Source organism: Plantibacter sp. ME-Dv--P-122b, assembly GCF_030209375.1.
In the GTDB taxonomy this organism is placed as follows: domain Bacteria; phylum Actinomycetota; class Actinomycetes; order Actinomycetales; family Microbacteriaceae; genus Plantibacter.
The window spans coordinates 78,049-104,585 of record NZ_JARVSC010000005.1; the positions used below are offsets into that span (position 1 = coordinate 78,049).

Annotated in this window: 26 protein-coding genes; 13 read left to right on the forward strand and 13 right to left on the reverse strand. The window is 70.0% G+C overall.

The genetic code is table 11. The features are described 5' to 3' along the window. Positions 1-130 precede the first annotated feature (130 nt). The 5 genes from QRN19_RS11750 to QRN19_RS11770 all read left to right on the forward strand — a co-directional run bounded on the left by QRN19_RS11750 (position 131) and on the right by QRN19_RS11770 (position 4,144). Positions 131-556, forward strand: a complete 426-nt coding sequence (locus tag QRN19_RS11750) for a VOC family protein (RefSeq protein ID WP_285027335.1) — start codon at positions 131-133, stop codon at positions 554-556. A gap of 56 nt (positions 557-612) precedes the next feature. Beyond that, entirely contained in the window at positions 613-1,095 is a 483-nt protein-coding gene (locus QRN19_RS11755) for a hypothetical protein (protein WP_285027142.1), read from the forward strand. Between the two features lie 224 nt (positions 1,096-1,319). Beyond that, positions 1,320-2,591 (forward strand): HNH endonuclease signature motif containing protein, encoded by a 1,272-nt coding sequence (locus QRN19_RS11760; protein WP_285027144.1) that lies wholly within the window; start codon positions 1,320-1,322, stop codon positions 2,589-2,591. A 246-nt stretch (positions 2,592-2,837) separates the two neighbouring features. Next, complete coding sequence (locus QRN19_RS11765; protein WP_285027145.1) at positions 2,838-3,563, forward strand: TetR/AcrR family transcriptional regulator; 726 nt, start codon at positions 2,838-2,840, stop codon at positions 3,561-3,563. A 65-nt stretch (positions 3,564-3,628) separates the two neighbouring features. Further along, on the forward strand, positions 3,629-4,144 hold the full coding sequence (locus QRN19_RS11770; protein WP_064296128.1) for a CarD family transcriptional regulator: 516 nt from the start codon (positions 3,629-3,631) through the stop codon (positions 4,142-4,144). A 66-nt stretch (positions 4,145-4,210) separates the two neighbouring features. Here the strand turns inward: QRN19_RS11770 and QRN19_RS11775 are convergent, their stop codons facing one another. Then, entirely contained in the window at positions 4,211-4,609 is a 399-nt protein-coding gene (locus QRN19_RS11775; RefSeq protein ID WP_285027147.1) for a hypothetical protein, read from the reverse strand. A gap of 67 nt (positions 4,610-4,676) precedes the next feature. On the opposite strand from QRN19_RS11775, the gene QRN19_RS11780 reads away from it, so the two are divergent. Beyond that, positions 4,677-5,516 (forward strand): siderophore-interacting protein, encoded by an 840-nt coding sequence (locus tag QRN19_RS11780; protein ID WP_285027148.1) that lies wholly within the window; start codon positions 4,677-4,679, stop codon positions 5,514-5,516. 48 nt (positions 5,517-5,564) lie between these two features. On the opposite strand, the gene QRN19_RS11785 is transcribed toward QRN19_RS11780, so the two are convergent. Further along, on the reverse strand, positions 5,565-6,563 hold the full coding sequence (locus tag QRN19_RS11785; protein WP_285027149.1) for an NAD(+)/NADH kinase: 999 nt from the start codon (positions 6,561-6,563) through the stop codon (positions 5,565-5,567). 159 nt (positions 6,564-6,722) lie between these two features. Between QRN19_RS11785 and QRN19_RS11790 the strand changes: the two genes are divergently transcribed. Beyond that, positions 6,723-7,496, forward strand: a complete 774-nt coding sequence (locus QRN19_RS11790; protein WP_285027150.1) for an alpha/beta hydrolase — start codon at positions 6,723-6,725, stop codon at positions 7,494-7,496. Positions 7,497-7,538: 42 nt separating this feature from the next. Here the strand turns inward: QRN19_RS11790 and QRN19_RS11795 are convergent, their stop codons facing one another. Then, positions 7,539-8,000 carry a DUF3817 domain-containing protein gene (locus QRN19_RS11795; protein WP_285027151.1) on the reverse strand — a complete coding sequence of 154 codons (462 nt, stop codon included), beginning with the start codon at positions 7,998-8,000 and terminating at the stop codon, positions 7,539-7,541. A 197-nt stretch (positions 8,001-8,197) separates the two neighbouring features. Here QRN19_RS11795 and QRN19_RS11800 point away from each other — a divergent pair, with 197 nt between their 5' ends. After that, a complete protein-coding gene (locus QRN19_RS11800; RefSeq protein WP_285027152.1) occupies positions 8,198-9,247 on the forward strand; it encodes an LLM class flavin-dependent oxidoreductase in 1,050 nt (349 codons plus the stop codon). Between the two features lie 6 nt (positions 9,248-9,253). Here QRN19_RS11800 and QRN19_RS11805 read toward each other — a convergent pair whose 3' ends face one another. After that, a complete protein-coding gene (locus tag QRN19_RS11805) occupies positions 9,254-10,468 on the reverse strand; it encodes a sensor histidine kinase (RefSeq protein ID WP_285027153.1) in 1,215 nt (404 codons plus the stop codon). A gap of 104 nt (positions 10,469-10,572) precedes the next feature. Between QRN19_RS11805 and QRN19_RS11810 the strand changes: the two genes are divergently transcribed. Beyond that, positions 10,573-11,307, forward strand: coding sequence for a response regulator transcription factor (locus tag QRN19_RS11810; protein WP_285027155.1), 735 nt, complete (start codon positions 10,573-10,575; stop codon positions 11,305-11,307). A 27-nt stretch (positions 11,308-11,334) separates the two neighbouring features. On the opposite strand, the gene QRN19_RS11815 is transcribed toward QRN19_RS11810, so the two are convergent. Beyond that, positions 11,335-13,779, reverse strand: a complete 2,445-nt coding sequence (locus tag QRN19_RS11815) for an ATP-dependent DNA ligase (protein ID WP_285027156.1) — start codon at positions 13,777-13,779, stop codon at positions 11,335-11,337. A gap of 111 nt (positions 13,780-13,890) precedes the next feature. Here QRN19_RS11815 and ku point away from each other — a divergent pair, with 111 nt between their 5' ends. The 3 genes from ku (at position 13,891) to QRN19_RS11830 (ending at position 17,646) form a co-directional block, all read left to right on the forward strand. After that, positions 13,891-14,856, forward strand: coding sequence for a non-homologous end joining protein Ku (gene ku, locus QRN19_RS11820; RefSeq protein WP_285027157.1), 966 nt, complete (start codon positions 13,891-13,893; stop codon positions 14,854-14,856). Positions 14,857-14,888: 32 nt separating this feature from the next. Beyond that, positions 14,889-15,371, forward strand: a complete 483-nt coding sequence (locus QRN19_RS11825; RefSeq protein ID WP_502928187.1) for a VOC family protein — start codon at positions 14,889-14,891, stop codon at positions 15,369-15,371. 91 nt (positions 15,372-15,462) lie between these two features. Continuing rightward, positions 15,463-17,646: a RecQ family ATP-dependent DNA helicase gene (locus tag QRN19_RS11830; RefSeq protein ID WP_285027158.1), complete on the forward strand. Its 2,184-nt coding sequence runs from the start codon at positions 15,463-15,465 to the stop codon at positions 17,644-17,646. Positions 17,647-17,653: 7 nt separating this feature from the next. Here the strand turns inward: QRN19_RS11830 and QRN19_RS11835 are convergent, their stop codons facing one another. The 7 genes from QRN19_RS11835 to QRN19_RS11865 all read right to left on the reverse strand — a co-directional run bounded on the left by QRN19_RS11835 (position 17,654) and on the right by QRN19_RS11865 (position 25,076). Next, positions 17,654-19,156 (reverse strand): MFS transporter, encoded by a 1,503-nt coding sequence (locus QRN19_RS11835; RefSeq protein ID WP_285027159.1) that lies wholly within the window; start codon positions 19,154-19,156, stop codon positions 17,654-17,656. Between the two features lie 114 nt (positions 19,157-19,270). After that, positions 19,271-20,053, reverse strand: a complete 783-nt coding sequence (locus tag QRN19_RS11840; protein ID WP_086473196.1) for an ABC transporter ATP-binding protein — start codon at positions 20,051-20,053, stop codon at positions 19,271-19,273. Beyond that, positions 20,050-20,871, reverse strand: a complete 822-nt coding sequence (locus QRN19_RS11845; RefSeq protein WP_285027161.1) for an ATP-binding cassette domain-containing protein — start codon at positions 20,869-20,871, stop codon at positions 20,050-20,052. The genes QRN19_RS11840 and QRN19_RS11845 overlap by 4 nt, the downstream gene beginning before the upstream one ends. Next, positions 20,868-21,734, reverse strand: coding sequence for an ABC transporter permease (locus QRN19_RS11850; protein WP_285027162.1), 867 nt, complete (start codon positions 21,732-21,734; stop codon positions 20,868-20,870). Before QRN19_RS11850 ends, QRN19_RS11845 begins: the two co-directional genes overlap by 4 nt. After that, the gene (locus QRN19_RS11855; RefSeq protein ID WP_285027163.1) at positions 21,731-22,699 is read right to left on the reverse strand and encodes an ABC transporter permease; all 969 of its coding nucleotides are present in this window, start codon (positions 22,697-22,699) and stop codon (positions 21,731-21,733) included. Before QRN19_RS11855 ends, QRN19_RS11850 begins: the two co-directional genes overlap by 4 nt. Positions 22,700-22,761: 62 nt before the next feature. Then, the gene (locus QRN19_RS11860) at positions 22,762-24,255 is read right to left on the reverse strand and encodes an ABC transporter substrate-binding protein (RefSeq protein ID WP_285027164.1); all 1,494 of its coding nucleotides are present in this window, start codon (positions 24,253-24,255) and stop codon (positions 22,762-22,764) included. Positions 24,256-24,311: 56 nt separating this feature from the next. Then, complete coding sequence (locus tag QRN19_RS11865; RefSeq protein ID WP_285027165.1) at positions 24,312-25,076, reverse strand: DUF1684 domain-containing protein; 765 nt, start codon at positions 25,074-25,076, stop codon at positions 24,312-24,314. Between the two features lie 150 nt (positions 25,077-25,226). On the opposite strand from QRN19_RS11865, the gene QRN19_RS11870 reads away from it, so the two are divergent. Beyond that, positions 25,227-25,691, forward strand: a complete 465-nt coding sequence (locus QRN19_RS11870; protein ID WP_285027167.1) for a GNAT family N-acetyltransferase — start codon at positions 25,227-25,229, stop codon at positions 25,689-25,691. Here the strand turns inward: QRN19_RS11870 and QRN19_RS11875 are convergent. Further along, positions 25,688-26,434: a GTP pyrophosphokinase gene (locus tag QRN19_RS11875; RefSeq protein ID WP_285027168.1), complete on the reverse strand. Its 747-nt coding sequence runs from the start codon at positions 26,432-26,434 to the stop codon at positions 25,688-25,690. The two genes, QRN19_RS11870 and QRN19_RS11875, sit on opposite strands and share 4 nt — an antisense overlap. Positions 26,435-26,537: the final 103 nt, after the last annotated feature.

Genomic DNA, 26,537 nt, shown 5'->3' on the forward strand with positions numbered 1-26,537 from the left:
AGCCTAGTAGCCGTGGGCGTCCCGGCCCCTCGTGACGGAGACACCAGAACGTGCTCGCGCATCCGACGCCGGAGCGTGAGAATGATCGCGAGACGAGCGCGACGATGCGCCCGCCCAGGCGAAAGGGACGATCATGACGACGCTCAACCCGTACCTCGGCTTCCGCGGGACAGCCCGTGAAGCGATGGAGTTCTACCAGGGGGTCTTCGGCGGTGAACTGACCGTCTCGACGTTCGGTGACTTCGGTGCCGCCGTCGAGCCCGACGAGGTCGATCTGGTGATGCACTCCCAGCTCACCGGCGACGCCGGGGTCGTCTTCATGGGGTCGGACACGCCGAAGCACATGGACTACCGCGAGGGCAGCAACTTCTCGATGTCGCTGAGCGGCTCGGACACCGACGAGGCCCAACTGCGCGAGTACTTCAAGCGGCTCTCGGATGGCGGGACGGTCCAGCAGCCGCTGAGCGTGGCGCCCTGGGGCGACTCCTTCGGCATGGTGCAGGACCGCTTCGGGATCACTTGGCTGGTGAACATCGCCGCCCCTGCCGAGGGGTGACGTGAGCGTGACGGCGGTGGTGTCGCGAGGGGACATCGACTTCCCGAGGAGCAGCGATGACTGAAGCGTGGAACGACTTCTTCGTCGCGACGGCGGGCGCTGCGGCGGCGCTCGCCGGACTGATCATCGTCGCGATGTCCGTGAACATCGCCAAGATCATCGAGATCCCGGCCATGCCGGCACGGGCGGCGGCGACGATCAGCTCCCTGGTGTTGATCGTCGTCGTGGCTGCAGCAGGTCTCATCCCCGGTCAGGCCGATGTCCTGTACGGTGTCGAGGTCCTGCTCCTGACCGCCCTCGCCCTGGGGTTCGCGGTCGACGCCGCGGTCCGGATCCTCCGCCACCAGGATGCCGGGCATGGACCGCGCGCCCTCAAAGCTGCGGTGCCGGTGTTGCAGGTGGTCCCGTTCGCGATCGGCGGCGTGTTGCTCGTCCTCGGTTCGTCGGTCGGTCTCGGCTGGCTGGCTGCCGGCTTCATCCTTGTGTTCATCGGCTCCGTGGTCGGTGCATGGGTGCTGCTCGTGGAGATCCTCCGGTAGCCTCCTCCGACCCCTGAGCGCCACAGCGTCTCCGAGCCGCCCTCTCCGGTCCCTGAGCAACCCCTCCCGGTCCCTGAGCAACCCCTCCCGGTCCCTGAGTAACCTCGTTCGGTCCCTGAGTAACCTCGTTCGGTCCCTGAGCTTGTCGAAGGGCACACGAGGAACTTCCACAGCCGTGCCGACTCGGCATCTGGAATGTCAGTGGTCCATGATGGACTTGTTCCATGACCGAGACCACCCTCACCGCGACCCGCGTCGGCGACGAATACGCCGCGCAGCTGGCGGAGTTTTCGGACGAGTGGGCGGAGATCCATCGGCAACAGGCCGTCTTGGACGCACGCAAAGCGCACCTCCTCGCCCGCTCCGCCGCCTATGCGGACGAGTTCGCGGACGTCATGGTCTCGGCGATCCTTCCGCCGGCTGAGCGTCAGGCGCTGTCCCGTCGGTCGACGTGTGCGGCCCTCGCGATGGCGACCCGGACGCCGGAACGGACGATCCAGCGGGCGACCAACGATGCCGAACGCCTCGTCAACGACGCACCCGCCGTGCTGGCGTCGCTGGAGGCCGGCCGCATCTCCGCCCGGCACGCCCAGGTGATCACCGACCAGCTCTGCGACGTCCCGACCGCTGGCCGGGCGGTGTTCCTCGAACAGGTCCTCGTCGTCGCCGAGCGCACCACTGTCGCTGGCCTCCGCACGAGTGCCCGCGTCCTGCGCGAGCGACTCCACCCCGAATCCATCACCGCACGCGCAACCCGATCCGAGGCCGACCGTCGGGCGGAGTTCGAACCCGCAGCCGACGGGATGGCGTGGGTGCACCTCTTCACCACCGCCCCCATTGCGCAGGGCATCATCGAGCGAGTCGAAGCGGCGGCGGCGGAGTCACGCAAGGCCGGTGACACCCGCACCTGCGCCCAGCTGCAGGCCGACGCCCTCGCAGCCCTGGCCCTCACCGGCGTGACCCCGGAAGACGTGATGTCGAGCCCGGTCCTCCCGCACCCGATCGAAGTGCAGGAGCACATCAAGCCAACGGTGCAGATCACGGTCCCGGCGTTGAGCATGGCCGGCGTCAGCGACGCCTCGGCCGTGCTCGACGGGTACGGAGCCATCGATCCGGAGACCGCTGCGCGCATCGCGGTGAACGCCCCCACCTTCACCCGGATCCTCGTCCAACCCGAATCGGGTGCGGTCCTCTCCGTCGGGCGGAATCAGTACCGCGTCCCAGCTGACCTCCAACGGGCAGTGCGCCTCCGGGACGGCACCTGTCGCGCACCGGGCTGTGGCAGGCGAGCCCGGGCCTGCGACCTCGACCACTCGGTCGCGTGGGAGGACGGCGGGACCACAGATGTCGGAAATCTCGCCTGCCTGTGCCGCCATCACCATCGGATGAAGCACCTCCCAGGCTGGAACCTCGACCACGGACCCGGCGGGGTCCTCGACTGGACGACACCCGACGGCAAACGCCACCGGACGGAACCGGACCCCGCACCGTTCTGACCCCCGCCGGTCCCTGAGCTTGTCGACGTGTCGAAGGGTTGCTCGTGGGCACTTCGACAAGCTCAGTGACCGGGGGGGGGTTCTCCGGGAACGATCCGGTCCCTGAGCCTGTCGAAGGGCACTCGTGTCGCGCTGCCTCGGCTCGGGGGGGGTGCTCGGATGGACCTGGCTGTAGGTGTGACTGGCTCGAAGCCGACAGGTGCTGTCTCGGACAGCTGTCCGAGAAGTCGTGGTACACTGGTGGGAATGCCTCGCACATCAGGAGTTCCCGCCCTCGGTGCCGAGCAGTCCACCGCTGAGCGTCCCGCTCCGCCGTCGCGCGTCGAGCGCTTCGCTCCCGTCCTCCGAGTGACGGGCGACCCACGTGCCGAGCGCACCAGGCAGACGATCTTCGACGCCGTCGCCACCATCCTCGCCGGTCGGCCGGAACGCGTGTCCGTCGGCGACATCGTCCGGGTCGCCGGCATCAGCCGCAGCTCGTTCTACGCCCACTTCTCCAGCCTCGACGACCTCACCGCGGCCTACCTGCGGGTGCAGTTCGCGGGCCTTGCCGCGTCCGGCGTCTCGGTGCGTCCCGCCGGGGAGGCGCTGGGCAGCGCCGAGCGTGCCCGCGAAGCCTACCGACGCCTCGTCGCCCAGCTCCTCGAAGACGCACCGCTCTACTCGAGCGTGCTCGAGCTCCCCGTCGCCCGCAGCGCGTTCGACGACCTCGTGGGCGAGCACGCCGACCACCTCATCGGCTCGCTGCTCGAGCGCACCGAGGTTCCGGTCGGCATCCCGGCGGGGCTGGTCTCCGCCTACGTCGCCGGTGGCACGCTCTCCCTCGTCGACGGTTGGCGCCGCGGACGCATCGACGTCTCGGACGACGAACTGGTCGAGGCGCTGGTCGCGCTGCTGCCCGCCTGGCTGCTCGACGAACGATCTGTCGGCGCATCGCCGCCCCCACCGACCCCCGAACCATCCGGCCGCTGAGCCGCCGGAGCACGACGACGCCGGTGCGCGAGTACCGGTGACGACCTGAGAAGAGAAGAGGAACCATGCAGTTCATCGTTGGAGAGACCCTGGTCTACCCGCACCACGGAGCGGTCACCATCACCGAGTTGTCGAAGGTGACGATCAAGGGTGTCGAGCAGGACGTCATGACGCTTCGCGTGCACACGTCCGAGCTCACCATCAAGCTGCCGATCGCGAACGCCGACCTCGTCGGTGTGCGCGACGTCATCGACCACGACGGCGTCCAGGCCGTCTACGGCGTGCTCCGCGAGCCGTTCGTCGAGGAACCCGGCAACTGGTCGCGTCGGTACAAGGCCAACCAGGAGAAGATGGCCAGTGGCAACGTCCACCGCGTCGGCGAGGTCGTCCGCGACCTGTGGCGTCGCGACCAGGACAGCGGCGTGTCGGCCGGCGAGAAGCGCATGCTCCAGAAGGCGCGCCAGGTGCTCGTCTCCGAACTCGCGCTCGCGCAGTCGATGACCGACGAAGAGGCGTCCGCGGGCCTCGACGAGGTGCTCGCCTCGTCGATCGCGACCCCCGAGGCCGTCGCAGCCAAGTAGGACCCATGCCAACGAAGAGCGCCCCGCCGGTTCGGCGGGGCGCTCTTCGTCGTCGTGGAGGGTGCCTCAGCCCCCGGTGTTGCCGCTGACGATCGCCAGCACACCGACGACCGCGATGGCGACGATAGGACCGAACGACAGGGCGGCCTTGGTGATCGTCCAGGCGCGGCTCTCGCGTTCCGGTGCCGGCAGTTCGGTGGGCGACACGTAGACCGGGGCCTGCCCACCGTCACCGGACACGGCGCCGCTGAGCTGCAGCACCCGCGTGTCGGTCCACGCTCGTCCGTCGAAGTGGACCTGGCGTTCCTCGTCGGTCGGGTGCGGGTACCAGCCCGCAGCTTCGGCCTGCGACGGCTTGTCCCGCTGGAACCGCAGCACCCTCGAATCGCCCCAGGTCTCGCCGTCGAAGTGGAGTTCCTTCGTCGGGTCGTCGGGGTGCGGGTACCAGCCTGCGGTCGTAGCCATTCCTCCAGTATGACAGCGGGACCGGGGATGCCGAGACCGTCCGATGGGCGGCAGAATGGAGACAATCATGACGACCACACCGCGACCTCGAGCCCCACGTCCACAGATGATCCTCGAGGTGATCCGCAGTTCCTGGGTCACACCGCACCTCGTGCGCCTCACCCTCGGCGGTCCCGGCTTCGCCGACTTCCAGCCCAAGGACGCCACCGACAGCTACGTGAAGATCTCCTTCGCCAAGCCCGAACTCGGCCTCGAGCCGCCGTACGACCTCGCGGCGCTCCGTGAGACGCTGGCACCCGCCGACCTCCCGGTCACCCGCACCTACACGGTGCGACGCGTGGACCAGGCGGCGGGCACCATCGACATCGACTTCGTGGTGCACGGCGACGAGGGGATCGCCGGCCCGTGGGCTGCTGCCGCGCAGCCGGGAGACCGCGTCGTGCTCGCCGGCCCCGGGGGTGCCTACCGGCCCGACCCGACCGCCGACTGGCACCTCTTCGCGGGCGACGAGTCGGCGATCCCCGCGATCGCCGCCGCCCTCGAGGCACTCCCGGCGGACGCGACGGGGCTCGCGTTCCTCGAGATCGGTGGGCGGGACGATCTCGTCGAGCTCGACCACCCGGCCGGGGTGCAACTCATCTGGGTCGGCCGTGCGGCCCGCGACGAATCGACGGCCGCGCTCCTCGCGACCGCCATCAGCGGACACCCGTGGCCCGACGGACGCGTGCAGGTCTTCGCCCATGGCGAGCGGGAGTCGATGAAAGCACTGCGCGAGGTGTTCCTCACCCAGCGAGGGCTCGACCGCTCCCAGCTCTCGCTGTCCGGGTACTGGGCCTACGGACGCACGGAGGACCGCTTCCAGGCGGAGAAGCGCGAACCGATCGGGGTCGTCCTGCCGACCGCGTGACGCTCGCCCCGCACTGCCCCGGCGCCGCGCTGTGGGCGGGCGCGGGACTCAGTGCGAGGGGTCGGCCGGCTTGCTCCGCGACCGGCGGACCCGCGACGGTCGCTCGACACGTGCGCGGATGTCCGGTGGGACGAGGTCGAGCAGCTGATCGCGACGCAACGGCAGGTCGAGCAGGCTGAGTTTCATCCGGCCCTTCCGCGAGTGCCGGCTCGGATCGAGTCGCACGACGTTCGCGGCGTCGCGCACGAGCCGGACGGTCACGACCGCGCCGCTCGCGACATCGGCGAGGACCTGGCCGTCGATCTCGACCGCCGCCTGCTTGGTCGCCGTCCCGATCGAGAACTGCAGGCGCTCCGCCGGCCCGAGGATGAACGAGCGGTCGATGCCCGACATGGGCGCGACCGGCGTCACGACGGTGGCGGCGACGGCGGGGGAGAGCACCGGCCCGCCCGCCGCGTAGTTGTAGGCCGTCGATCCGGTCGGGGTGGCGATCACGATCGCATCGGCTTTGAAATACCCGTAGGCGGTGCCGTCCACGGCGAGGTCGGCCATGACCACGCCGGTTCCCGGGCGCCGGGCGATGGAGACGTCGTTGAAGGCGAGGAGATGGGCGACCTGCTCGGCGGTGGTGATCGTCACCTCGAGGCCGTGGTGCGGTTCCAGGGAGAACTCGTTGTCGCTGACCCGTTGGAGCGCCTCCGCGAGTGCCGCCGGCTCGACCTCGACGAGGAAGCCCACGTTGCCGTAGTTGACGCCGAGCACCGGTGCGGATCGGCCGGCGAGCAGCCGCATCGCTCCGAGCATCGTGCCGTCGCCGCCCATCGCCACGGCGACGTCGACCGACGACGCGAAGGCGTCCTCGTCGAGCAGTTCGACGTCGTCGCCGAGCCGGTTGGCCTCCGCGCGCAGTCCGACGAGACGCGCTCCGTGTTCGAGCTGCCATGACCGGAGGATGCGGACGGAGTCGTCGATGTTCTTCGTCGGGTGCGTGATGAGGCCGATCGTCATCGACGGCCCGGTGGGGTGCTTCGTGCGAGTGGTGGTCACCCGTCGAGCATAGGCCGATCGCCTGACAGCGCGACTGGCACCCGTACACCCGACGGGCGGCCGGCGCCTCACGCTCGCCACCCGCTGCGCCGGCTTTGGGATACTGGAGGGAGCCGGTATGCCGCGATCCTCGCGGGGTACCGAGTACGGAGGAACGACATGAGCGATGTGACCGGGCACCCTGGCCGACCACGGCGGGCGGGGCGGCTGAAGTCGATCCTCATCGGAATCATTTGCGCGGTGCTCGTCGTCGTCCTCGGGTTCGTCGTCTGGACCCAGATCGTCCTGCCGGGCACCCGTCCCGCCGCACTCGCGGTGTGGGAGGACCCGGCGGTCTCCGTCACCGACGTCGGCGACGCCGTGGTCCTCGCTCCGACCGCAGATGCCGAGCGTCCGGCGTCCGGTACCGGTCTCGTCTTCATCCCCGGCGCGAAGGTCGACCCCTACGCCTACCTGTACAAGCTGTCCGGCGTCGTCGAGGAGGCCGGCGTGACCGTGGTCATCACGAAGCCGACGCTGAACCTGGCGTTCTTCGACCAGCGGCCGCTCGAGACGTTCACCGCCGCCGCCCCGGACGTCGACACCTGGTTCGTCGGCGGCCACTCACTCGGCGGGGTGCGTGCCTGCCAGCTTGCGGAGGACCCCGAGGTGACGGGCCTCGTCCTGTTCGGGAGCTACTGCGCGAACGACCTCTCCGGCTCGGCCCTCGACGTCCTGAGCCTCGCGGGGAGCGATGACGGACTGAGTACCCCGGAGAAGGTCGCCGACGCGCGCGTCCGGCTACCCGCCGACGCGACGATGGTCGAGATCGACGGGGCGAACCACGCGAGTTTCGGTGACTACGGAGTGCAGCCCGGTGATGGCTCGGCGACGATCTCCAGCGATGAGGCCCGCTCCGAGATCACGCGGGAACTGGTCGAGCTGCTCGGTTGAGCGTCGGGGGTGGGCAGCAGCGGTCCGCAGGGACCCCGACGGTCAACCCTTCGGGACCGGCGGCCCGACGACGAGCAGGGCCGTGAAGACGGCGGCGACGACGAGGCCACCGGCGACCACGAGCAGGATCGGGTGTCGGACGAGCCAGCGCGTCAGGCGGTCGAGGACCCGCTGGTCGCGCGGGTCGGCACCCGCCTCACGGCGCCACGTGCCGTCGAGCCGGCCGGTGCGGTCCGCCCAGAGGTCGAAGGGGATGGTCGCGTACGGGACGACGGCGCTCACGAGGCCCACGAGGATCGTGCCGACAGGCCAGCGCTGGTTGATCCCGATGAGCAGGACCGTCGCGCCGTAGACGAGGAAGACGAAGCCGTGCAGCGCGCCACCGATGCTCACGCCGAGGTCGGTCGTCTTCGTGACGTACTTGAGGATCATCCCGATGATGAGGAGGGTCCAGGTGATCGCCTCGGCGATCGCGATCAGGCGGAAGAGGCGGCGCGGCGACACAAGGGCTCCAAGGCTCGGGGTGCAGGTCTTCCAGCTTGCCAGGGACGGCTGAGAGGGTGCTCCCAGCGGGGGCCGGGTTCTGCCACCCTGGGTGGATCGGGAATACCCATCGAAGCGACGGGGTTCACCGATATGTATGCAAACACATACAATCGCCGTGAGAGCCCGCGGCGAGCCACACGACGTTGGAGAACCCCATGACCACACCACTCGAGTTCGGCATCGACACCTTCGGTGACGTCACGGTCGACGCCGACGGCGCACCGCTGTCCCAGGCGCAGGTCCTGCGCAACGTCGTCGAGCAGGGCGTCCACGCCGAGGCGGTCGGCCTCGACTTCATCGGGGTGGGGGAGCACCACCGCGAGGACTTCGCGGTCTCGTCACCCGAGGTCGTGCTGGCGGCGATCGCGGCCCGCACCGAGCGCATCCATCTCGGATCCGCCGTCACGGTGCTGAGCTCCGACGACCCGGTGCGCGTCTACCAGCGGTTCGCGACGCTCGACGGCATCTCGGGAGGGCGGGCAGAGGCCATCCTGGGCCGCGGATCCTTCACCGAGTCCTTCCCGCTCTTCGGGTACGAGCTGTCGCAGTACGAGGAGCTCTTCGAGGAGAAGCTCGATCTGTTCGTCGCCCTCCTCGAACAGGAACCGGTCACCTGGTCGGGGAAGACGCGCGCGCCGCTTCGGGAGCAGTCGGTCTACCCCCGGGTGGAGCACGGGAAGCTGAAGACGTGGGTCGGTGTCGGCGGAAGCCCCGAGTCGGTCGTGCGGACCGCCCGGTACGGCCTGCCGATGATGCTGGCCGTGATCGGCGGTGGACCGCTGCGGTTCGCCCCCTTCGTCGACCTCTACCACCGTGCACTCGCGCAGTTCCAGCTGCCGACCCAGCCCGTCGGGATGCACTCGCCGGCCCACATCGCCGAGACCGACGAGCTCGCGCAGGAGCAGCTCTGGCCGCACTACCGGGCGATGATGGACCGGATCGGCCGCGAGCGGGGCTGGAGCCCGATGACGCGCGGGCACTTCGAGCAGGAGGCCGGCCCGGAGGGTGCGCTGTTCGTCGGTTCGCCCGAGACGGTCGCACGGAAGGTCGCGACCGCGGTCGACGGCTTGGGGCTGTCCCGCGTGGATCTGAAGATCAGCAACGGTTCGCTGTCGCACGAGCACCTCATGGACAGCATCGGCCTGTACGGCTCCGCGGTCGTCCCGCGCGTCCGCGAACTGCTGACCGAGTCGTCGACCGCCTGATCCGGCTCAGCGGATCGCCGGTGCGCGGTACGGCATCTTCAGGATCAGGACGGTGCCGCCGGCCTCGTCGTCGGGTGCCGGGCCGATCGTGAGGGATCCGCCGAACGCGCCGGCCCGTCGATCCAGCTGCAGCAGGCCACCGGAGGGTTCGGCGTCGTCGCGGAGACCCGAGCCGTTGTCGACGACACGCAGCTCGATCGCGCCCGCCGTCGTCCCTCGCCGCTCGGTGGCGGGTGACGAGACCCAGAGCTCCACGACGAGTCGGTCGGCTGCCCCGTGGGTCAGCGCGTTCGTCACGCCCTCCTCGAGGGTGCGGACGACGACCGCGCGCTCCGCGGTCGTGAAGACGTTGTCGATCGGGTCGTCGAGGAGCCGGAACGCCGGCGAGACGTCGAGACTCGTGGTGATCGACGGGGGGAGCCGTTGCAGGATCGCGCGGATGCTCGGGGCGATCCCGACCTCGAGCAGCGGCGGCGACAGGAGCCGGCTGAGTTCGCGCACGTCGCGCTCGCGCACGGTGCGGAGTTCCTCGCCGAGCGATCGGAGGGTCCTGGCCGCATCCGGCCCGACGCCTGGACCGCCCTGCTCGAGCGCCGTGGTGACGGAGGCGAGCTGGGCGCTGATCAGGACGAGGTGCTGCTGCAGGGTGCCGTGCAGACCTTCCGCGACCTCCCGCTTCACCCGCAGCTCCTCGCCCTGCAGCGACTGGAGGGCGAGGTCGGCCCGGTGTCGCTGATCGGCGTGCGCGCGCTCCTCCTCGCGGGCACGTCGTCGGGCGGCGCTGAGGCTGAACCCGAACGTCGCGCAGACCGCCAGGGCGAGTGTCGTCGTTCCGGCCTCGACGAGGACCGTCTGCAGGCTCGGGTCGCGGTACACGCCCAGCAGGACCTGGAGTCCGCTTCGCAGCAGCCCCGTCAGCATCGCCACGAGGAGGACGCCCGCGAGCACCTTCGGGCGCCACCACTCGTGGAGCGACGGCCCCCACCTCGACCACAGGAGGAGTGCGAGCACGAGGATCGCCGCGCTCAACGAGACGAGGTTGGCGGTGATCCGTTCGGCGAGCATGCCACGCGTCCCACCGGGGGCGACCCAGGTGTAGATGTAGACGCTCTGGAAGGACACCGCGAGCCCGAAGACCGCGGCCATGGCGCCACTGGCCGTGATGAACGCCCGGCTGTCGCTCCAGCGCTCAGCGCGAGCGGTCCGGGCCTCCTGGGTCATGGCTCCATTCTGACCTGCCGTGCGCATTGCCGCCGACATCGACGTGCGGTCGTTCGGGAGCTTCCCCCTCGGTCGTTCCCGGGTCGATCCGGGATACTCGGAACATGCACCACCAGTCGCAGTCCGACCCCTCGCCCGCCGCACTGTCCTCGGTCGGTGACATGACGACGGACGCAGCGACCATCACGCCGCTGCGTGTCGGGGTGATCGAGGATCAGCCGCTGCTCGGCGGCATGCTCGCCGAGCTGCTCGACGGTGCGCCAGGCGTGACGTTCGTCGGGCACGCCGGTACCGTCGCCGAGGCCCGCAGGATGTTCCTCCCGGGGTCGGTGGACGTGCTGACCATGGACATCGAGCTGCCCGACGGCAACGGGGTGAGCCTCGGTGTCTCCCTCCGCCGGGCGCAACCCGGCCTCGGTGTCGTCCTGCTGTCCGCCTACGACCTCATGGACATGCTGCTCGAGATGCCGGCCGACGTCCGCGACGGGTGGAGCTACCTGTCGAAGACCTCGTCGCTCACGCGCGAGATCCTCCTCGAGGCCATCCGGCTCTCCGCGCGTGGGGAGACGATGCTCGATCCCGAGCTCATCGACCGGACCCGGCCCAGGGCGGGATCGAGTCTCGAGTCGCTGACCGACCGGCAGTACGCCGTGCTGCAGCTGCTCGCGACCGGTCGTTCGAACACCGGGATCGCGACCAGGCTCGGGATCGCGGAGAAGTCCGTCCAGAACCACCTCACGGCGATCTACGCCGCGCTCGGGATCGAGCACGACACCTCGAGCAACCCTCGGGTCTCGGCAGTCCTCGCCCTCCTCGCCGAATCCGGCCGCTTGTCCTGACGGGGCGTCCGCGGCCGATGCGCGGGCTCAGCGTCCGCGGTCCGGCGCTTCGAGGTCATCCACCGTCCGATCGGGGCGCCATCCGCGCCAGACCGGATGCCTGAACCGCCCGTCCGGTGTCCATTCGCTGAAGCGGACCTCCCCGATGAGGACCGGTTCCACCCAGTTGGCGTCGGCCGCATCGGCCGGCGGGACACCCACGAGTGTCGTCGATGCCCGACCCAGCCGTTCGAAGCGAAGCGCGGTCGCCGCCAACTCCCGGTCGCTGAAACCGCTTCCGACCCGACCCGCGTAGTGCAGCAGCCCATCCGAGCCCGGCACCCCGAGCAGGAGCGACCCGATCCCACCCGAGCGCCCGCCCCGACCGGGACGCCAGCCGGCCACGACGACCTCCTCCATGCGTTCGTGCTTGAACTTGACCCAGGTGCTGCTGCGTCGACCCGGCCGGTAGCGGCCGTCGAGCTCCTTCGCCATCACGCCCTCCAACCGCAACCCGCGACTCACTTCGAGCGCATCGTCGAGCGAGCCGTCGATCGTCGGTGGCACCTGGACGACGGTCCCGGATTCGACCGTCCGCTCGAGCAGCTCGCGACGCTCCCGGTAGGGCAGCTCCGTCCGATCCGCGTCGTCCAGCGCGAGCAGGTCGAACAGCAACAGCCGGACCGGTGTCCGACGGCGCTCCCGTTCCACGTCCCGCTCCGCGGTGAGCTGCATCCGACGCTGCAGCAGGGAGAAGTCGGGACGGCCGTCAGGACCCGACGCCACGATCTCGCCGTCGAGGACGACCGCACGGCCGGCGAGCGACGCCGCGAGTTCCTCGACCACCTCCGGGTACGCCGCCGTGAGGTCCTTGCCGTTCCGGCTCGACAACCGCACCCGCCCCGTCGAGCCGTCGACGCTCGCGATCGCACGGATGCCGTCCCACTTCATCTCGAACGCCCAGGAACCGTCGTCGACCAGCTCGCCGGGTGCCGCGACACTCGCGAGCATGGGGGTGGGGATCCCACGAGGCCGTACGACCGGCGGAGCCAGCGGGTCACCCGGGGCGCGCATCCGGTGGATGAGCCACGACGGCGCCTCCCGTCCCGTCCCGCCCGCGGTCCGGATGAGCGCGAACCGCATCGGCCCGCCGAGCGCGCCTCCCGCCCGGCCGTGCAGGGTCCCGATGACCTCGTCGTCGCGCCACTTCTCCAGCTCGTAGGTGCCCGCGTCCCAGATGGTCACCTCACCGGCCCCGTACTCGCCGGCGGGGATCGTGCCCTCGAAGCTGCCGTACTCGATGGGGTGGTCCTCCGTGCGCACCGCCAGATGGTTGCTGCTCGGATCCGTCGGCACCCCCTTCGGCAGGGCCCACGACACCAGCACGCCGTCGTGCTCGAGTCGGAAGTCATGGTGGAGCTTTCGGGCCTCGTGCCGCTGGATCACGAACGAGGGCGGTGTCCCGGCAGCGGCAGGCGACGGCGGTCCGTCCGGGACGGGCTCGGGCGTCCGCTCCGCATCCCGCTTCCGCCGATACTCCACGAGCCGGTCCTCGTGCTCCGACGGGCGGATCGTGATCGACGGACGCGGGTCGCCGAGCACCCGCAACGGGTCCTCACCGTCCGCCAGACGCTCGAGCACCGCAGGGAACTCCAGCTGCGTCAGCTCCGGATCGTCGAGCTCCTCCCACCGTCGGGGAGCCGCAACCGTCGGCCGCGACCGTCCCCGCAACGAGAACGGGGCGATCGTCGTCTTCGACCCGTTGTTCTGACTCCAGTCGACGAAGACCTTCCCCGTCCGCCGCTGCTTCGACATCTCACTCACCACGAGGCCCGGCTCGTCCGCAGCCAGCGCCCGCGCGAGCTCATGCGCCACGAGCGACACCTCCTCGGAACTCTGCCGACCGTCCAACGCCGCATACAGGTGGATCCCCTTGCTCCCACTCGTGAGCGGAACCGGATCCAACCCCATGTCCACCAACACCGCCCGCGCCAGGCCCGCGACCCCCGCGCACTCGGCGAGGGACACCCCCTCGCCCGGATCGAGGTCGAGGACGAGACGGTCGGGCGGACGGCGCTCGCCGGATCGGTCGAACCGCCACTGCGGCACGTGCAGCTCGAGCGCACCCAGCTGCGCCAGCCACGTGAGTGTCGCGAGATCGTCGACGATCGGGTACTCGTTCGTGTGATCGCTGTGCTCGATGGGGAGCCGTTGGACCCAGTCGGGAGCCGAGGCACCCAGGTCCTTCTGGAAGAACCCCGACTCCGGCGACGCAGCCGTCCCGACGCCGTGCACCCAGCGTTTCCGGGTCACCGGCCGATCGGCGAGGTGCGGGAGGAGGTGTTCGGCGACCGCGGCGTAGTAGGCGAGGACCTCGGCCTTCGTCGTGCCGGTCTCGGGGTACAGCACCTTGTCGAGATGGGTGAGCTGGATCCGGCGTCCGTCGACGTCGACCCACTGCGTCTGCGCGCCGCCACCGCTCGTCCTCGCCATGGCGATCAGCCTGCCGCCCACGGGCGTCAAGGGCTAGCCCTTGACGATGTTCCGGGTGTCTACTGGTCACCACGACAGCGCGGGCGGATCCGCCGGCGGACGGGAGCGGTCATGCGCGCTATCTGGAAGGGTGCGGTCACCTTCGGCCTGGTGAACGTCCCGGTGAAGGTGTACAGCGCCACGGAGGACCACGACCTCTCGTTGCACCAGGTCCACGACGCCGACGGTGGGCGCATCCGGTACCAGCGCAAGTGCGAGGTCTGCGGGAAGGTCGTCACCTACGACCACATCGACAAGGCGTACCAGGACGGCGAGCAGACGGTCGTCCTCACCGCCGACGACCTGGCATCGCTGCCCGAGGAGCGCAGCCGCGAGATCGAGGTCGTCGAGTTCGTGCCGAGTGACGACCTCGACCCGATCATGTTCGACCGCAGCTACTTCCTCGAGCCGGACTCCTCCTCGTCGAAGGCCTACGTCCTCCTCCGGCGGACGCTCGAAGAGACCGACCGTACGGCCATCGTGCGGTTCGCCCTCCGCCAGAAGACGCGTCTCGGCGCCCTCCGGGTGCGCGAGGACGTCATCCTCCTGCAGACCCTGCTCTGGGAGGACGAGGTCCGCGAGGTGCGGTTCCCGGCCCTCGAGGAACGCGTCCGCATCTCCGCCAAGGAACTCGAGATGTCTGAGGCGCTCGTCGAGTCCTTCTCGTCCCGCTTCCGCCCGGACGCGTTCGTCGACGAGTACCAGGCACAGCTCCGAAAGCTCATCGAGGCGAAACTCGAGCAGGGCGACGCACTCGACACCGCCGCCACCTTCGGCGAGCAGCCCGAACCCGACGACGACACGGGCGCCGAGCCGATCGACCTCATGGAGGTGCTGCAACGCAGCATCGAACGGCAGCGCGGCACGACCGGCGCGAAGACGGCGAGTGGATCGAAGCGATCCGGCACCGCGAAAGCCGCAGCCAAGAGCAGCTCCGCGAAGACGGGTAGCGCCAAGACGGGTGGCACGAAGACCGGTACCGCCAAGACGGCGGCGTCCAAGCCGACGACCGCGACGAAACGCAAGAAGAGCGCCTGAGCGACGACGCCCGGGCAGAGAGGGAGCACGACATGATGGAGCACCGCATCACCCCGTTCCTCTGGTACGACTCCCAAGCCGAGGAGGCGGCGACCTTCTACGTGTCGCTGTTCCCCGACTCCCGGATCACCTCGGTCAGCCGCTACCCGGACGGTGGCCCCATGCCGGCGGGCCAGGCGATGGTCGTCGAGTTCGAGCTCGAAGGGCTCCCCGTCAGCGCGATGAACGCCGGCCCCATCTTCTCCTTCACCGAGGCGTTCTCCTTCTCCGTCAGAGCCGACACCCAGGACGAGATCGACCGGCTCTGGGACGCCCTCATCGCCGACGGCGGCGCCCCGAGCCAATGCGGGTGGCTCAAGGACCGCTGGGGACTGTCCTGGCAGATCGTGCCCGGCATCCTCGCCGATCTGCAGAACGACCCCGACCGGGAACGCGCGGCACGAGCCATGCAATGCATGATGGGACAGACCAAGTTCGTCATCGCCGAACTCGTCGCCGCTGCGGACGGTCGGTAGCGGCTCCTCCACAGCAGACCAGCCGACGGGACACCGCCCCTCCGAGACGCCGGCGCAGTCCACCGTCAGCAGCTCCTGACAGACTTGCCGCATGTCCCACCCCAGCGAGCCCACCCCCGCCCACCCCGAACCAACCCCCACCGGATCGGTCGCCGAGGCGACGGCGGCGCTCGCTGCACTCACGGGCGTTCCGGGGGCCACGTTCCACGACGGTCAGCTCGAGGCGATCCTCGCGCTCGTCGACGAACATCGTCGCGCGCTCGTCGTCCAGCGCACCGGTTGGGGCAAGTCCGCCGTCTACTTCATCGCGACCGCCCTCCTGCGTCGACGGGGCGCCGGGCCGACGCTGCTGGTCTCGCCGTTGCTCGCGCTCATGCGCGACCAGGTGGCGGCCGCCGAGCGCGCCGGCGTCCGCGCGGTGGCGATCAACTCGGCGAACGCGCACGAATGGGACGACGTCCGGGCGCGCCTGGAGGCTGACGAGGTCGACGTCCTGCTCGTGTCACCCGAGCGGCTCAACAATCCACGTTTCCGCGATGAACAGCTCCCGACCCTCGTGGCCCGCACGGGCATGCTGGTGGTGGACGAGGCGCACTGCATCTCCGACTGGGGTCACGACTTCCGACCCGACTACCGGCGGCTCGCCGAACTGATCGGGCGCCTCCCAGCCGAGGTCCCGGTCCTGGCGACCACCGCGACGGCCAACGCACGCGTCGTCCGCGACATCGCCGAGCAGCTCACCGCACCCGGCTCCGCCGGCTCCCACGGGGCAGAGGTGCTCACCATCCGCGGCTCGCTCGCGAGGGCGTCCCTCCGGCTCGGCGTGCTCCGGCTGCCGGAGTCACGGGACCGCCTCACCTGGCTGCTCAGCCACCTCGGCGGGCTCACCGGGTCCGGCATCATCTACACACTCACGGTGTCCGCCGCGGAGGACACCGCGCGGCTGCTGCGCGAGGCCGGTCACGAGGTCCGGGCCTACACCGGCCGGACCGATCCCGACGAACGCGAGGAGTCCGAGCGGCTCCTCAAGGAGAACCGCCTGAAGGCGCTGGTCGCGACGAGCGCGCTCGGCATGGGGTTCGACAAACCGGACCTCGGGTTCGTCGTGCATCTCGGCGCGCCGTCCTCGCCGGTCGCGTACTACCAGCAGGTCGGCCGTGCGGGCCGCGCCACCGAGCACGCAGACGTACTGCTCCTGCCGGGAGCGGAGGACGAGGAGATCTGGCAGTACTTCGCGACCGCGTCGATGCCGAGCGAAGCGCGGGCCACCGCGGTCCTCGACGCGCTCGACGACCAGCCGCGGTCCACGCCCGCGCTCGAGGCGCTCGTCAACCTGCGTCGCACACCCCTCGAACTGCTCCTCAAGGTGCTCGACGTCGACGGCGCGGTGCAGCGGGTGGCCGGGGGCTGGGTGTCGACCGGGCAGCCGTGGGTCTACGACCGGGAGCGGTACCGGCGGATCGCCGAGGCCAGGGTGGCGGAGCAACAGGCGATGCTGGCCTATGAGCGGGGCGACGAGTGCCGGATGCTCGTGCTGCAACGTGAGCTCGACGACGCGAGCGCGGTGCCCTGTGGCCGGTGCGACCGGTGCGCCGGGCCCTGGTTCCCCACTGAACTCGACAGCGCTGCGGCCGCCTCGGCGTCGGAGGCGCTCGGTCGGGTCGGCGTCGAGCTCGAACCGCGGGCGCAGTGGCCGACGGGAGCCGACCGCCTCGGTGTCACTGCCGACGGTGCAGCGGTGAAGGGACGCATCGCGCTCGAGGACCGCCTCGAGGCCGGCCGCGCCCTCGCTCGGCTCACCGACCTCGGCTGGGGCGGTGTGCTGCGTGAGCTCTTCGCCGCGGGCGCGCCCGATGCTCCCGCCTCCCGCGCGGTCATCGACGCGAGTGTCCGCGTCCTGGCGGATTGGCCGTGGGCGCAACGACCGGCCGCCGTGGTCAGTGTGCCGTCACGGTCGCGTCCGCAGCTGGTCGACTCCGTGGCCAGAGGCATCGCATCGCTCGGGCGACTGCCCTACCTCGGGGAGCTCGACCTCGTCGGCGACGGCCCGCGCGGTGGTCCCGGCGGCAACAGTGCCTACCGCCTGGCGGGAGTCTGGGACGCCTTCACGGTCGGATCCGAACTCCGGGCGCAGCTCGCGGCGCTCGAAGGCGCGCCGGTCCTGCTCGTCGACGACCGCGCCGACAGTCGGTGGACGCTCACCGTCGCCGGTCGCGCGCTCCGCCGCGCCGGATCCGGCCCGGTCCTCCCGTTCGTGCTCGGGATCGTGGGCTGATCGCCCGTCAGCCCTCGTGGAGGCTGGAGCGGGTGTCCTTGGCCAAGTGCCGCGGCAGCAGGATCGTGCAGACGAGTCCGACGACGGCGGCTGCAGCGCAGATCGCGAAGCTCAGGCGGAAGGCGTCCGCACTGGGTGTCGTGACGGTGCCGTCGGTGACGACCTGTGAGGCCAGGATGGCACCGATCACCGCACTCGCGATCGTGGAACCGAGCGTCCGCATGACGGAGTTGAGTCCGTTGGACGCCGCCGTCTCGCTGGGCGGGACTGCCCCCATGATGAGCGTCGGCATGGCGGCGTAGGCGAACCCCACCCCGAAGCCGACCGCGGTGGCCGTGAGCACGGTGTGCCAGACCTCGGTCATGAGTCCGATCGCGATGGCGTACCCGATCGCGATGATCGCGATGCCGATGAGCAGGCTCAACCGTGCGCCCTTGGCTGCGGTCAGGCGTGCGGCGACGGGCGACATGGCCCACATGATGAGACCGCTCGGCATGAGGCAGAGGCTCGCGATGAGCATGTTCTGGCCAAGGCCCACCCCGGTGCCGACCGGCGCCTCGAGGATGCCCGGGAGCACGACCGTGCTTCCGAAGAAGGCGAACCCGACGGTGATCGATGCGAGGTTCGTGAAGAGCACCGTCCGTCTGGCGGCGATGCGCAGGTCGACGAGCGGACTGGCGGACCGTACCTCGAACCATCCCCAGAGCAGGAGCACGACGACGCCGCCGATCAAGCAGCTGAGGGTCCCCACGCTCGTCCAACCCCACTCGTTGCCTTTCGAGACGGCGAGGAGGATGGGGACGAGTCCCGCGGCGAGACCGATCGCGCCGATCCAGTCGAAACCGCCTTCGCTCCGAAGGGTGCTCACCGGGACGAAGCGTGCGACGAGGACGAAGCCGATGAGGCCGAGAGCACCGGCGACCCAGAACAGCACGTGCCAGTCGAGGTACTGCGAGATCACCGCGGAGATCGGCAGGCCGACGGCGCCGCCGATGCCGAGTGTGGCGCTCACGAGTGCGACCGCGGGGCCGAGGCGCTTCGCGTGGAGCACGTCGCGCAGGATGCTGATGCCGAGCGGGATCACGCCCATAGCCATCCCCTGGAGTGCCCGGGCGACGATGAGCGGGACGATCGTGGACGAGAAAGCGGCGAGCACCGAACCGGCCATCATGATCCCGAGCAGGATCAGCACCATCCGTCGTTTGCCGTAGAGGTCGCCGAGCCGACCGGCGATCGGGGTCGCGACCGCGGCCGACAGGAGCGTCGCCGTCACGACCCACATGCTGTCGGAGGCGTGCACGCCGAGGATCGTGGGGAGTGACGGCACGAGTGGGGTGACGAGCGTCATCATGAACGCCGCGACGAGCCCGGTGAAGGCGAGGCTCGTGACGACCGCCCGCTCCGGAAGCGGCTTGCTGAGCGCCGCCCGTTCCTCGTCGCTGAGCCAGGGACGCTCGGCCCCAGGCTGGTCCTCGTCGTGGTCGTCGGGCTGCGCTGAATCCTGCGTCACGGGTCCTGTTCCTGTGGAGAGTCGATGCGGCCGAGGCCACTCGGAGTCGAACACCGGCCGTCGGCGCGCTATTCCCGGCTCGGCCGAGCCGATGTGTCGGACCCTGTCGTCGCCTCAGCGCGGGAGGCGGGGGATCGCCGCGATGAGCTGCTTCGTGTAGGCCTCGGCGGGATCGTGGAGGATCTGAGCGGTGGCGCCGGCCTCGACGACCTGCCCGTGTCGGAGGACCATGGTGCGTTCACACAGCGCTGCGACCGTGCCGAGGTCGTGCGAGACCATCACGAGCGCGAGGCCGTTCGAGGCCCGCAGCTCGGCGAGGAGCTCGATGATCTGGATCCTGGTGCTCATGTCGAGGGCGCTGACGGGCTCGTCGGCGAGGAGGAGCCTCGGGTTCGGGACGATCGCTCGGGCGATGGCGATCCGCTGCCGCTGGCCGCCGGAGAACTCGTGCGGGAACCGCGACGCCGCGTCGGCGGGCAGTCCCACCGCCTCGAGCGCCTCGGACGCGCGGACGGCCGCCTGCTCGGTGGTCGCCAGGCGGAGAGATCGCAGTGGTTCGGCCACGATGCGTCCGATGCGCTGCCGCGGATCGAGGGACGAGTACGGATCCTGGAAGACGGCCTGCACCGATGCGCGGAACCGACGGACCCGCGTCCGGTCGCGGGGGTCCAGTGCGCTGCCGTCGAAGCGGACCGAGCCCGTGGTCGGCCGGTCGAGGCCGAGCAGCAGCCGGAGGAGGGTGCTCTTGCCGGCGCCGGACTGACCGACGATCCCGACGGCCTCGCCTGCGCCGACGGCCAGCGACACGTCGTCCAGGGCCTCCTGGCCGCCGCGGTACCGGAAACCGACCGCATCCAGCTCGAGGATCGGCGTCGTCGTGATCGGTGCATCGGTCATCGTGGGTCCTCCAGCGCGTCGTCGAGCGCGCGGGCGCTGGCGACCAGACGACGGGTGTCTTGGTGCTGCGGCGCCGTCAGCACCTGCGCCACCGCGCCCCGCTCGACGGCGCGACCCTCGCTCAGCACGACCACCTCGTCGACCATGGTCGACACAACCGCGAGGTCGTGACTGATGAACAGGAGCGCCATGCCGCGGTCGCGGACGAGTCGGTCGATGAGCGCGAGCACCTCCGCCTGGACGGTCACGTCGAGCGCCGTGGTCGGCTCGTCCGCGATGAGGAGCTGCGGGCGACCGGCGAGCGCGATGGCGATCGCGATGCGCTGCCGCTGCCCGCCGGACAGCTCATGGGGATAGGAGGCGGCGATGCGCACGGTGTCGGTGAGCGACACCTCGACGAGGGCTGCTTCGACGGCCTCCCTGAGTCGATCTCCCCGGAGTCCCAGATGGCGACGCAGGGGCTCGGCGAGCTGGGCGCCGACCCGCATGAGCGGGTCGAGTGCGGTCAGCGGCTCCTGGAAGACGAGCCCGGCCACCCGACCGCGGAGTGGCCGCAGCGCGCGGTCGGGGGCATCGATCACCTGCGTGCCGGCCAGTTCGACGCTGCCGCTCGCGCGCAGCTGTTCGCCGAGCAGCCCGATCACCGCGAGGGACGTCAAGGACTTCCCGGACCCGGAACCGCCGATGAGGCCGAGGCGACCCCCGGCGGCGATCGTCAGGTCCAGTCCGTCGAGGAGCGGTCGGTCTGCGCCGTCGGGAGCGCCGCGCCGGGCGCCTCGGGTGATGGTCAGGCCGGAGATGTCGAGGAGGTCGCTCATGCGCCACGCCTCCTCGTCGGATCGCCGAGGTCCCGCAGACCGTCCGCGATGAAGTTGACACCCACCACGAGCATCACCACGGCGACCCCAGGAGCGATCGCGCCGATCGGTGCCGTCGTGACGGTGGCCTGTGCCTCCTGCAGCAGGCGACCCCAGGAGGCGTTCGGCGGCGGCGCGCCGAGACCGAGGTACGACAGGCTCGCCTCGGCGAGGACGGCGATGCCGAACTGCAGCGCGAGGTTGACGCTCAGGGTGGGCCAGATGTTCGGGAGCACGTGCTGGCCGATGACACCGGCCCAGCTCGTCCCGGCGGTCCTGGCCGCGACCACGTACTGCTCGCTGAGGACCCGCTTCGTCAGGATCCGGGTCAGCCGGGCCACGATGGCCGACATGGCGAGTCCGATCGCGATGATGGCGGTGCCGAGTGACGCGCCCTGGGCGGCCACGATGAGCATGGCGAGCAGCAGTACCGGGAAGGCGATCACGACGTCGAGCGCGGCGGAGATCGTGTCGTCCAGCCAGGCCGACGCGAAGGCCGCGGCGAGTCCCACGGCGATCCCGATGACCGCCCCGACCGCGACGGCCCCGGCGCCGGTCGCGAGGGCGATGCGCGCGCCGATCATGAGCTGGGTCATGAGGTCGCGACCGAGCTTGTCGGTACCCAGCCAGTGGGTGCCGCTCGGGCCCTCGAGGCGACCGCCGGAGGTGTCCGTCGGGGCGAAGGGCAACCACACGAGCGAGACGGCCGCCAGGACGGCGATGACGCCGACGAGGACGAGTCCGACGGTCAGCGTCGCGGACCGGGCGCGGCGCCGCAGCCGGCGTCGGTCGGCGAGTGCGGTCTGGGCGTCGACGGCGCTCATCGGAGCCCGTTCCCCGAGATCGAGGTGCGCAGACGCGGATCGATGAGCCGCTGCGCGATGTCGGCCACGAAGCCCGTCAGGAGGACGACGAGGGTCGAGACGAGGAGGATGCCCTGGATGTTCGGGTAGTCGTGCTGCTGGATCGCCGTCAGGAGCATGGACCCGAGGCCGGGCAGGCTGAAGACGCTCTCGACCACGACGGCGCCGAGGAAGGTGGTGGCGAGCTCGATGCCGAGGATCGCGACGACGGGCACCGCGGCGTTCCGGGCGCCGTGTCGGAGCAGGGCCTCGCCGAAGCCGGCTCCCTGCGCCCGTGCGGAGCGCAGATAGTCGCTCCCGACCACGTCGAGCGTGGCGGAACGGACGTATCGGGTGATGGACGCACTCATGACGATGGCGATGGTGATGACCGGGAGGGCGAGGCTCGTGAGCGCCGCCGCGGGGTCTGCCCAGTCGTCGCGCGGGAAGCCGCCGGACGGGAACAGCCGGAGCGTCACCGCGAACACGCTGACGAGCAGGATGCCGACCCAGAACACCGGCACGGCGATGCCGAGCTGCGAGAGGCCGGACAACGCGATGCCGTACCAGCGGTCGGCCCGGAGCGCGGACACGACACCGGCCACGAGGGCGAGCACCACGGCGAGGAGGAACGCGAGGAGCGTCAGCGGCACGGTGACCTGGAGGCGCGACGCGATCTCGGGTCCGACCGGGAGCGAACTCACGAACGAGGAACCGAGGTCGAGGGTGAGGACGCCGCCGAACCAGGCGGTGAACTGCTCGCCGAGCGGTCGGTCGGCTCCCACCTGCTCACGCGCCGCGTCGATCTGCTCCTGCGTGGCGTTCACCGAGAGCAGGGCGTTCGACGGGTCGCCCGGCAGCAGCCGGAGCAGCACGAACAGCACGGTCATGGCGACGAGGAACGACACCACGAGGAACGCGGATCGGCGCAGCAGGTAAGCGAGCATGGTGGACCTCAGCGTAGCGAGGCCCGGGCCGACCGGGCGGTGCCGGTCGGCCCGGGCGACGACTACTTGCGGACGATGTCCGCCACGAAGAACTGCGAGTTCAGGCCGTTGACGCCGTACCCCGAGACGTCGCTCGCGGCGACGACGATCTGCGGGTAGAGGTAGAGCCACACGCTCGCCGCGTCCTCGGCGATCTGCTCATTGACCAGCTTCAGCTTCGCCGTCTGCTCCTCGGTGGTCGTCGCCTGCTCGGCCTCCGACACCCACTGGGTCACCTCGGGGTTGTCGTAGCCCCAGTAGAAGTCCGGGTTGCCGTACCAGACGACGTCGCGGTCGTTCACGTGCTCCTGGAGGGTCGCCTGGAAGTCACGTTCCTTGAACACCTTCGAGTACCACTCGTCGGCGCTGATCGTGTTGATCTCGACCGTGATGCCGACCTTCGCGAGTTCACTCTGGAGGAACTCGGCGACGGCCGGGTGCGGGTCGTAGCTCGGGGTGTCGAGGGTGAAGGTGAAGCCGTCGGCGAAGCCCGCTTCGGCGAGCTGCTGCTTGGCGAGCTCGGGGTCGTACGGGTTCACCTGCGTGAGGTCCTCGTACCAGGGGTCGGTCGGCGGGACCATCGATCCGATGAGCGTGCCGTAGTCGCCCCAGATGGAGGAGAGCAGCTTCTTGGTGTCGATCGCGGAGTACACGGCCTTGCGGACGAGCGCCTGGTCGAACGGGGCGACCCGGTCGTTGAAGGCGAGCAGCTCCTTCGTCGTGGAGTCGCCGTCGGAGACGACGTAGTCCGCATTGTCGGTGAACTGGCTCAGCTGGTCGGGGCTCTGCACGCTCGTGATGATGTCGATCTGCTTCGTGACGAGCGCATTGCTGAGCGCGGTCGCGTCGGTGAAGTAGGTGAAGACCACCTCCGCGTTCTTGGCGGGCTCACCCCAGTAGCCGTCCCAGCGCTCGAGGCTCAGGGTGCTGCCGCGCTTCCAGTCGCCGAGCGTGTACGGGCCCGTGCCGTCCTCGGTGGTCTTGAGGTCCTTCGCCGCGTCGTTGACGATCCAGACGTAGCTCAGGTTGTAGATGAAGGAGATGGAACGCTCGGAGAGGGTGATGACGACCGTCTTGTCGTCGGGGGTCGCGATGTCGGAGATCACCGCGAAGCTGCTCTTCCGTGCCGACTGCGAGTCCTCGGCCGTCACGGCTTCGATGCTCGACTTCACGTCCGCCGAGGTGAGCGGGTCGCCGGAGTGGAAGGTGACGCCGTCCTCGAGGGTGAAGGTGTACGTCAGGCCGTCGTCGCTCACCGCGCTGTCGGCGGCGAGCACCGGCTCGACCTCGCCGTCGTCCGTGAGGCGGTACAGGCCCTCGTACACGTTGCCGGTGAAGGCCTCCGTGACGCCCTGGCCGCCGCCGCCGGTGTTGCTGAGGTTCTGCGGCTCGTAGAGCGAGCCGACGGCGATGGTCGCGTCGTCGCCCGTCGCCGAGCTGCCACCACCACCGGCGCAGCCGGCGAGGGCGACGGCGGCGGCGACGGACAGGGCGACGAGCCCGATGGTTCTCTTCACGGATACTCCTGTGGTGTGGGGGTGATGCTGCTGGTGCAGGCTGTGGGGTGCCGGGGTCAGACGGCGTAGAGGTCGAAGCCCTCGCGGAACCGGACGATCCGTTCCCCGGCGAGGACCGCTCCGGCGAACCGGTTCTGCGGCGGCGGCATCGGACAGTTGTACTGCACGGAGAAGCCGCAGGGCGGCACGAACGCGCGGTTGAAGTCGAGGACGACGTCGCCCGCCGTGCCGAAGCCGCCGTCGTCGGTCCGCTGCACGAACAGGAACCGGCCGGCGCCGTAGGTGCCCGACTCGTCATCGCGGCCGTTCGTCGCGTCGCCGAACACGAGGAGGAGCGTGCCGCCGTCGTCGAAGGCGCTCATCGTGTACTCGACGCCGTCCCGCGTGAACACGATGTCGCCGGGCACGACGAGCTCACGTGATCCGCCGTTGTCGCGGATGTGCTCGAACGGGACGGTCCGCGAGCCGTCGACGGGCGTGAAGCGCGCCGTCTGGACCCAGGCGGCGTCGTACGGGAAGACCTCGATGCCCTCGAAGGCGCGGATGGCGGGCGCGTTCGCGTCCCACCGGCGGATGCCGACCTCGTCCTGGCCCGTGTCGAGGTGGGTGCGGCGGAGCGTCGTCACGGTGACGCCGCTCGGCTGCTCGGCGGCGATGGCGGCCGCGGCCTCGTCGACGGTGGACGGCGTCTCCTCCATGAGCCAGCGCGTCTCGACGAGGGCGAGGTTGCCGAGCGGCGCGGTCACGGCGGCTCGACGCTCGTCGCGCCAGGCGTCGTGCTCGGCGATCGCGTCCGGCTGCGGGGAGGTGTGGATCGGCATGTCTCGATTCTCCGGGTGACGACGGGCGGGTCCCAATCGTGTGTCCTTCGGAGTCCAGCTCGATTCGGGCGGGAACTATTCCCGAGCGCGGCGACGACTCTGCGTGGGACGGCGAGCGACGGGGTCCCGCCGTTCTGGGAGGATGTCCTCATGAACGCCACGCTCGTCCGCATGCCCGCCGACCGACTGCGGGGGTGGATGCTCGCCGCGAACGCGCAGTACCGCCTCGAACGCATCGAGGCGGGGGAGACCGAGGCAGAGGCGACGGCGAAGGCGGCGCAGTCCCTCGCCGAGACGTTCCCGGCCGGCCGGCTCCAGGTCGGACACCTCGTCTTCGAGGTGGTCCTCGACGAAGCCGCGGTCGGCGTGCTCTGGATCGGACCGCGGAGCACGAGCCACCCGGACGAGTGGTGGGTCTGGGACGTGGAGATCGACGAGTCGTTCCGCGGGCGTGGGATCGGCCGACAGGCCATGCAGCTCGCCGAGGCGGCGGCCAAGGAGCAGGGCGCGAAGACACTGGGGTTGAACGTCTTCGGGTTCAACCGGATCGCGCGCGGCCTCTACGAGTCGCTCGGCTACGAGACGATGGCCGTGCAGATGCGCAAGGCGCTCTAACGCGGGTCGAGCCCGTCGATCAGCTCGGTCATGACCCGGTCGGCGAGCGACGGAGGCTTCGGGTGGCCGTCGGCGGTGGTCCGAGAGGTCGTCGTCTGGTCGAGCGCGAGGACCTCACCGTGGAGGTGCTCCATCTTCGCGTCGAGTCTGGAGGCCGCCTCGGCGGCGTGCTTGAGTTCGGCGAGCAGACTGTCCGGCACGGCCTTGTCGTACTTGTAGTAGATCTTGTGTTCGAGGCTCGCCCAGAAGTCCATGGCGATCGTGCGGAACTGGATCTCGACGGGAACCTGCACGACACCGTCCGACATGAACACCGGAACCTCGACGATCACGTGGAGGCTCTGGTACCCGTTCGGCTTCGGGTTCGCGATGTAGTCCTTGACCTTCACCACGGTGATGTCCTGCTGGCTCGTCAGGAGCTCGAACACCTTGTACGTGTCGGAGATGAAGCTGCAGGTGACGCGGATGCCCGCGATGTCCGTGATGTGTTCGCGGATGTCGTCGATGTCCTGGCCGTACTGCTTGCGCTCGATCTTGCCGATGATGCTCTCCGGCGACTTCAACCGCGAGCTGATGTGCTCGATCGGGTTGTAGTCGTGGATCTGCGTGAACTCCTCCTTGAGGATGTTGAGCTTCGTCGTGATCTCGTCGATGCCGAACTTGTACAGCATCATGAACCGCGTGAACTCGTCCTTGAGGCGCTTGAGCTCCTCGAGGTTGTCCGACGACGTTGGTCCGGTCATGGGGGTGCGCTCCAGCTCTGTCTCCGACGGGCCGACGGCCCGCTCGAACTCTACTGAAGCGGCCTTGGAACGCCTCTCAGCCTCCTGTGAATCAGGACCGTGC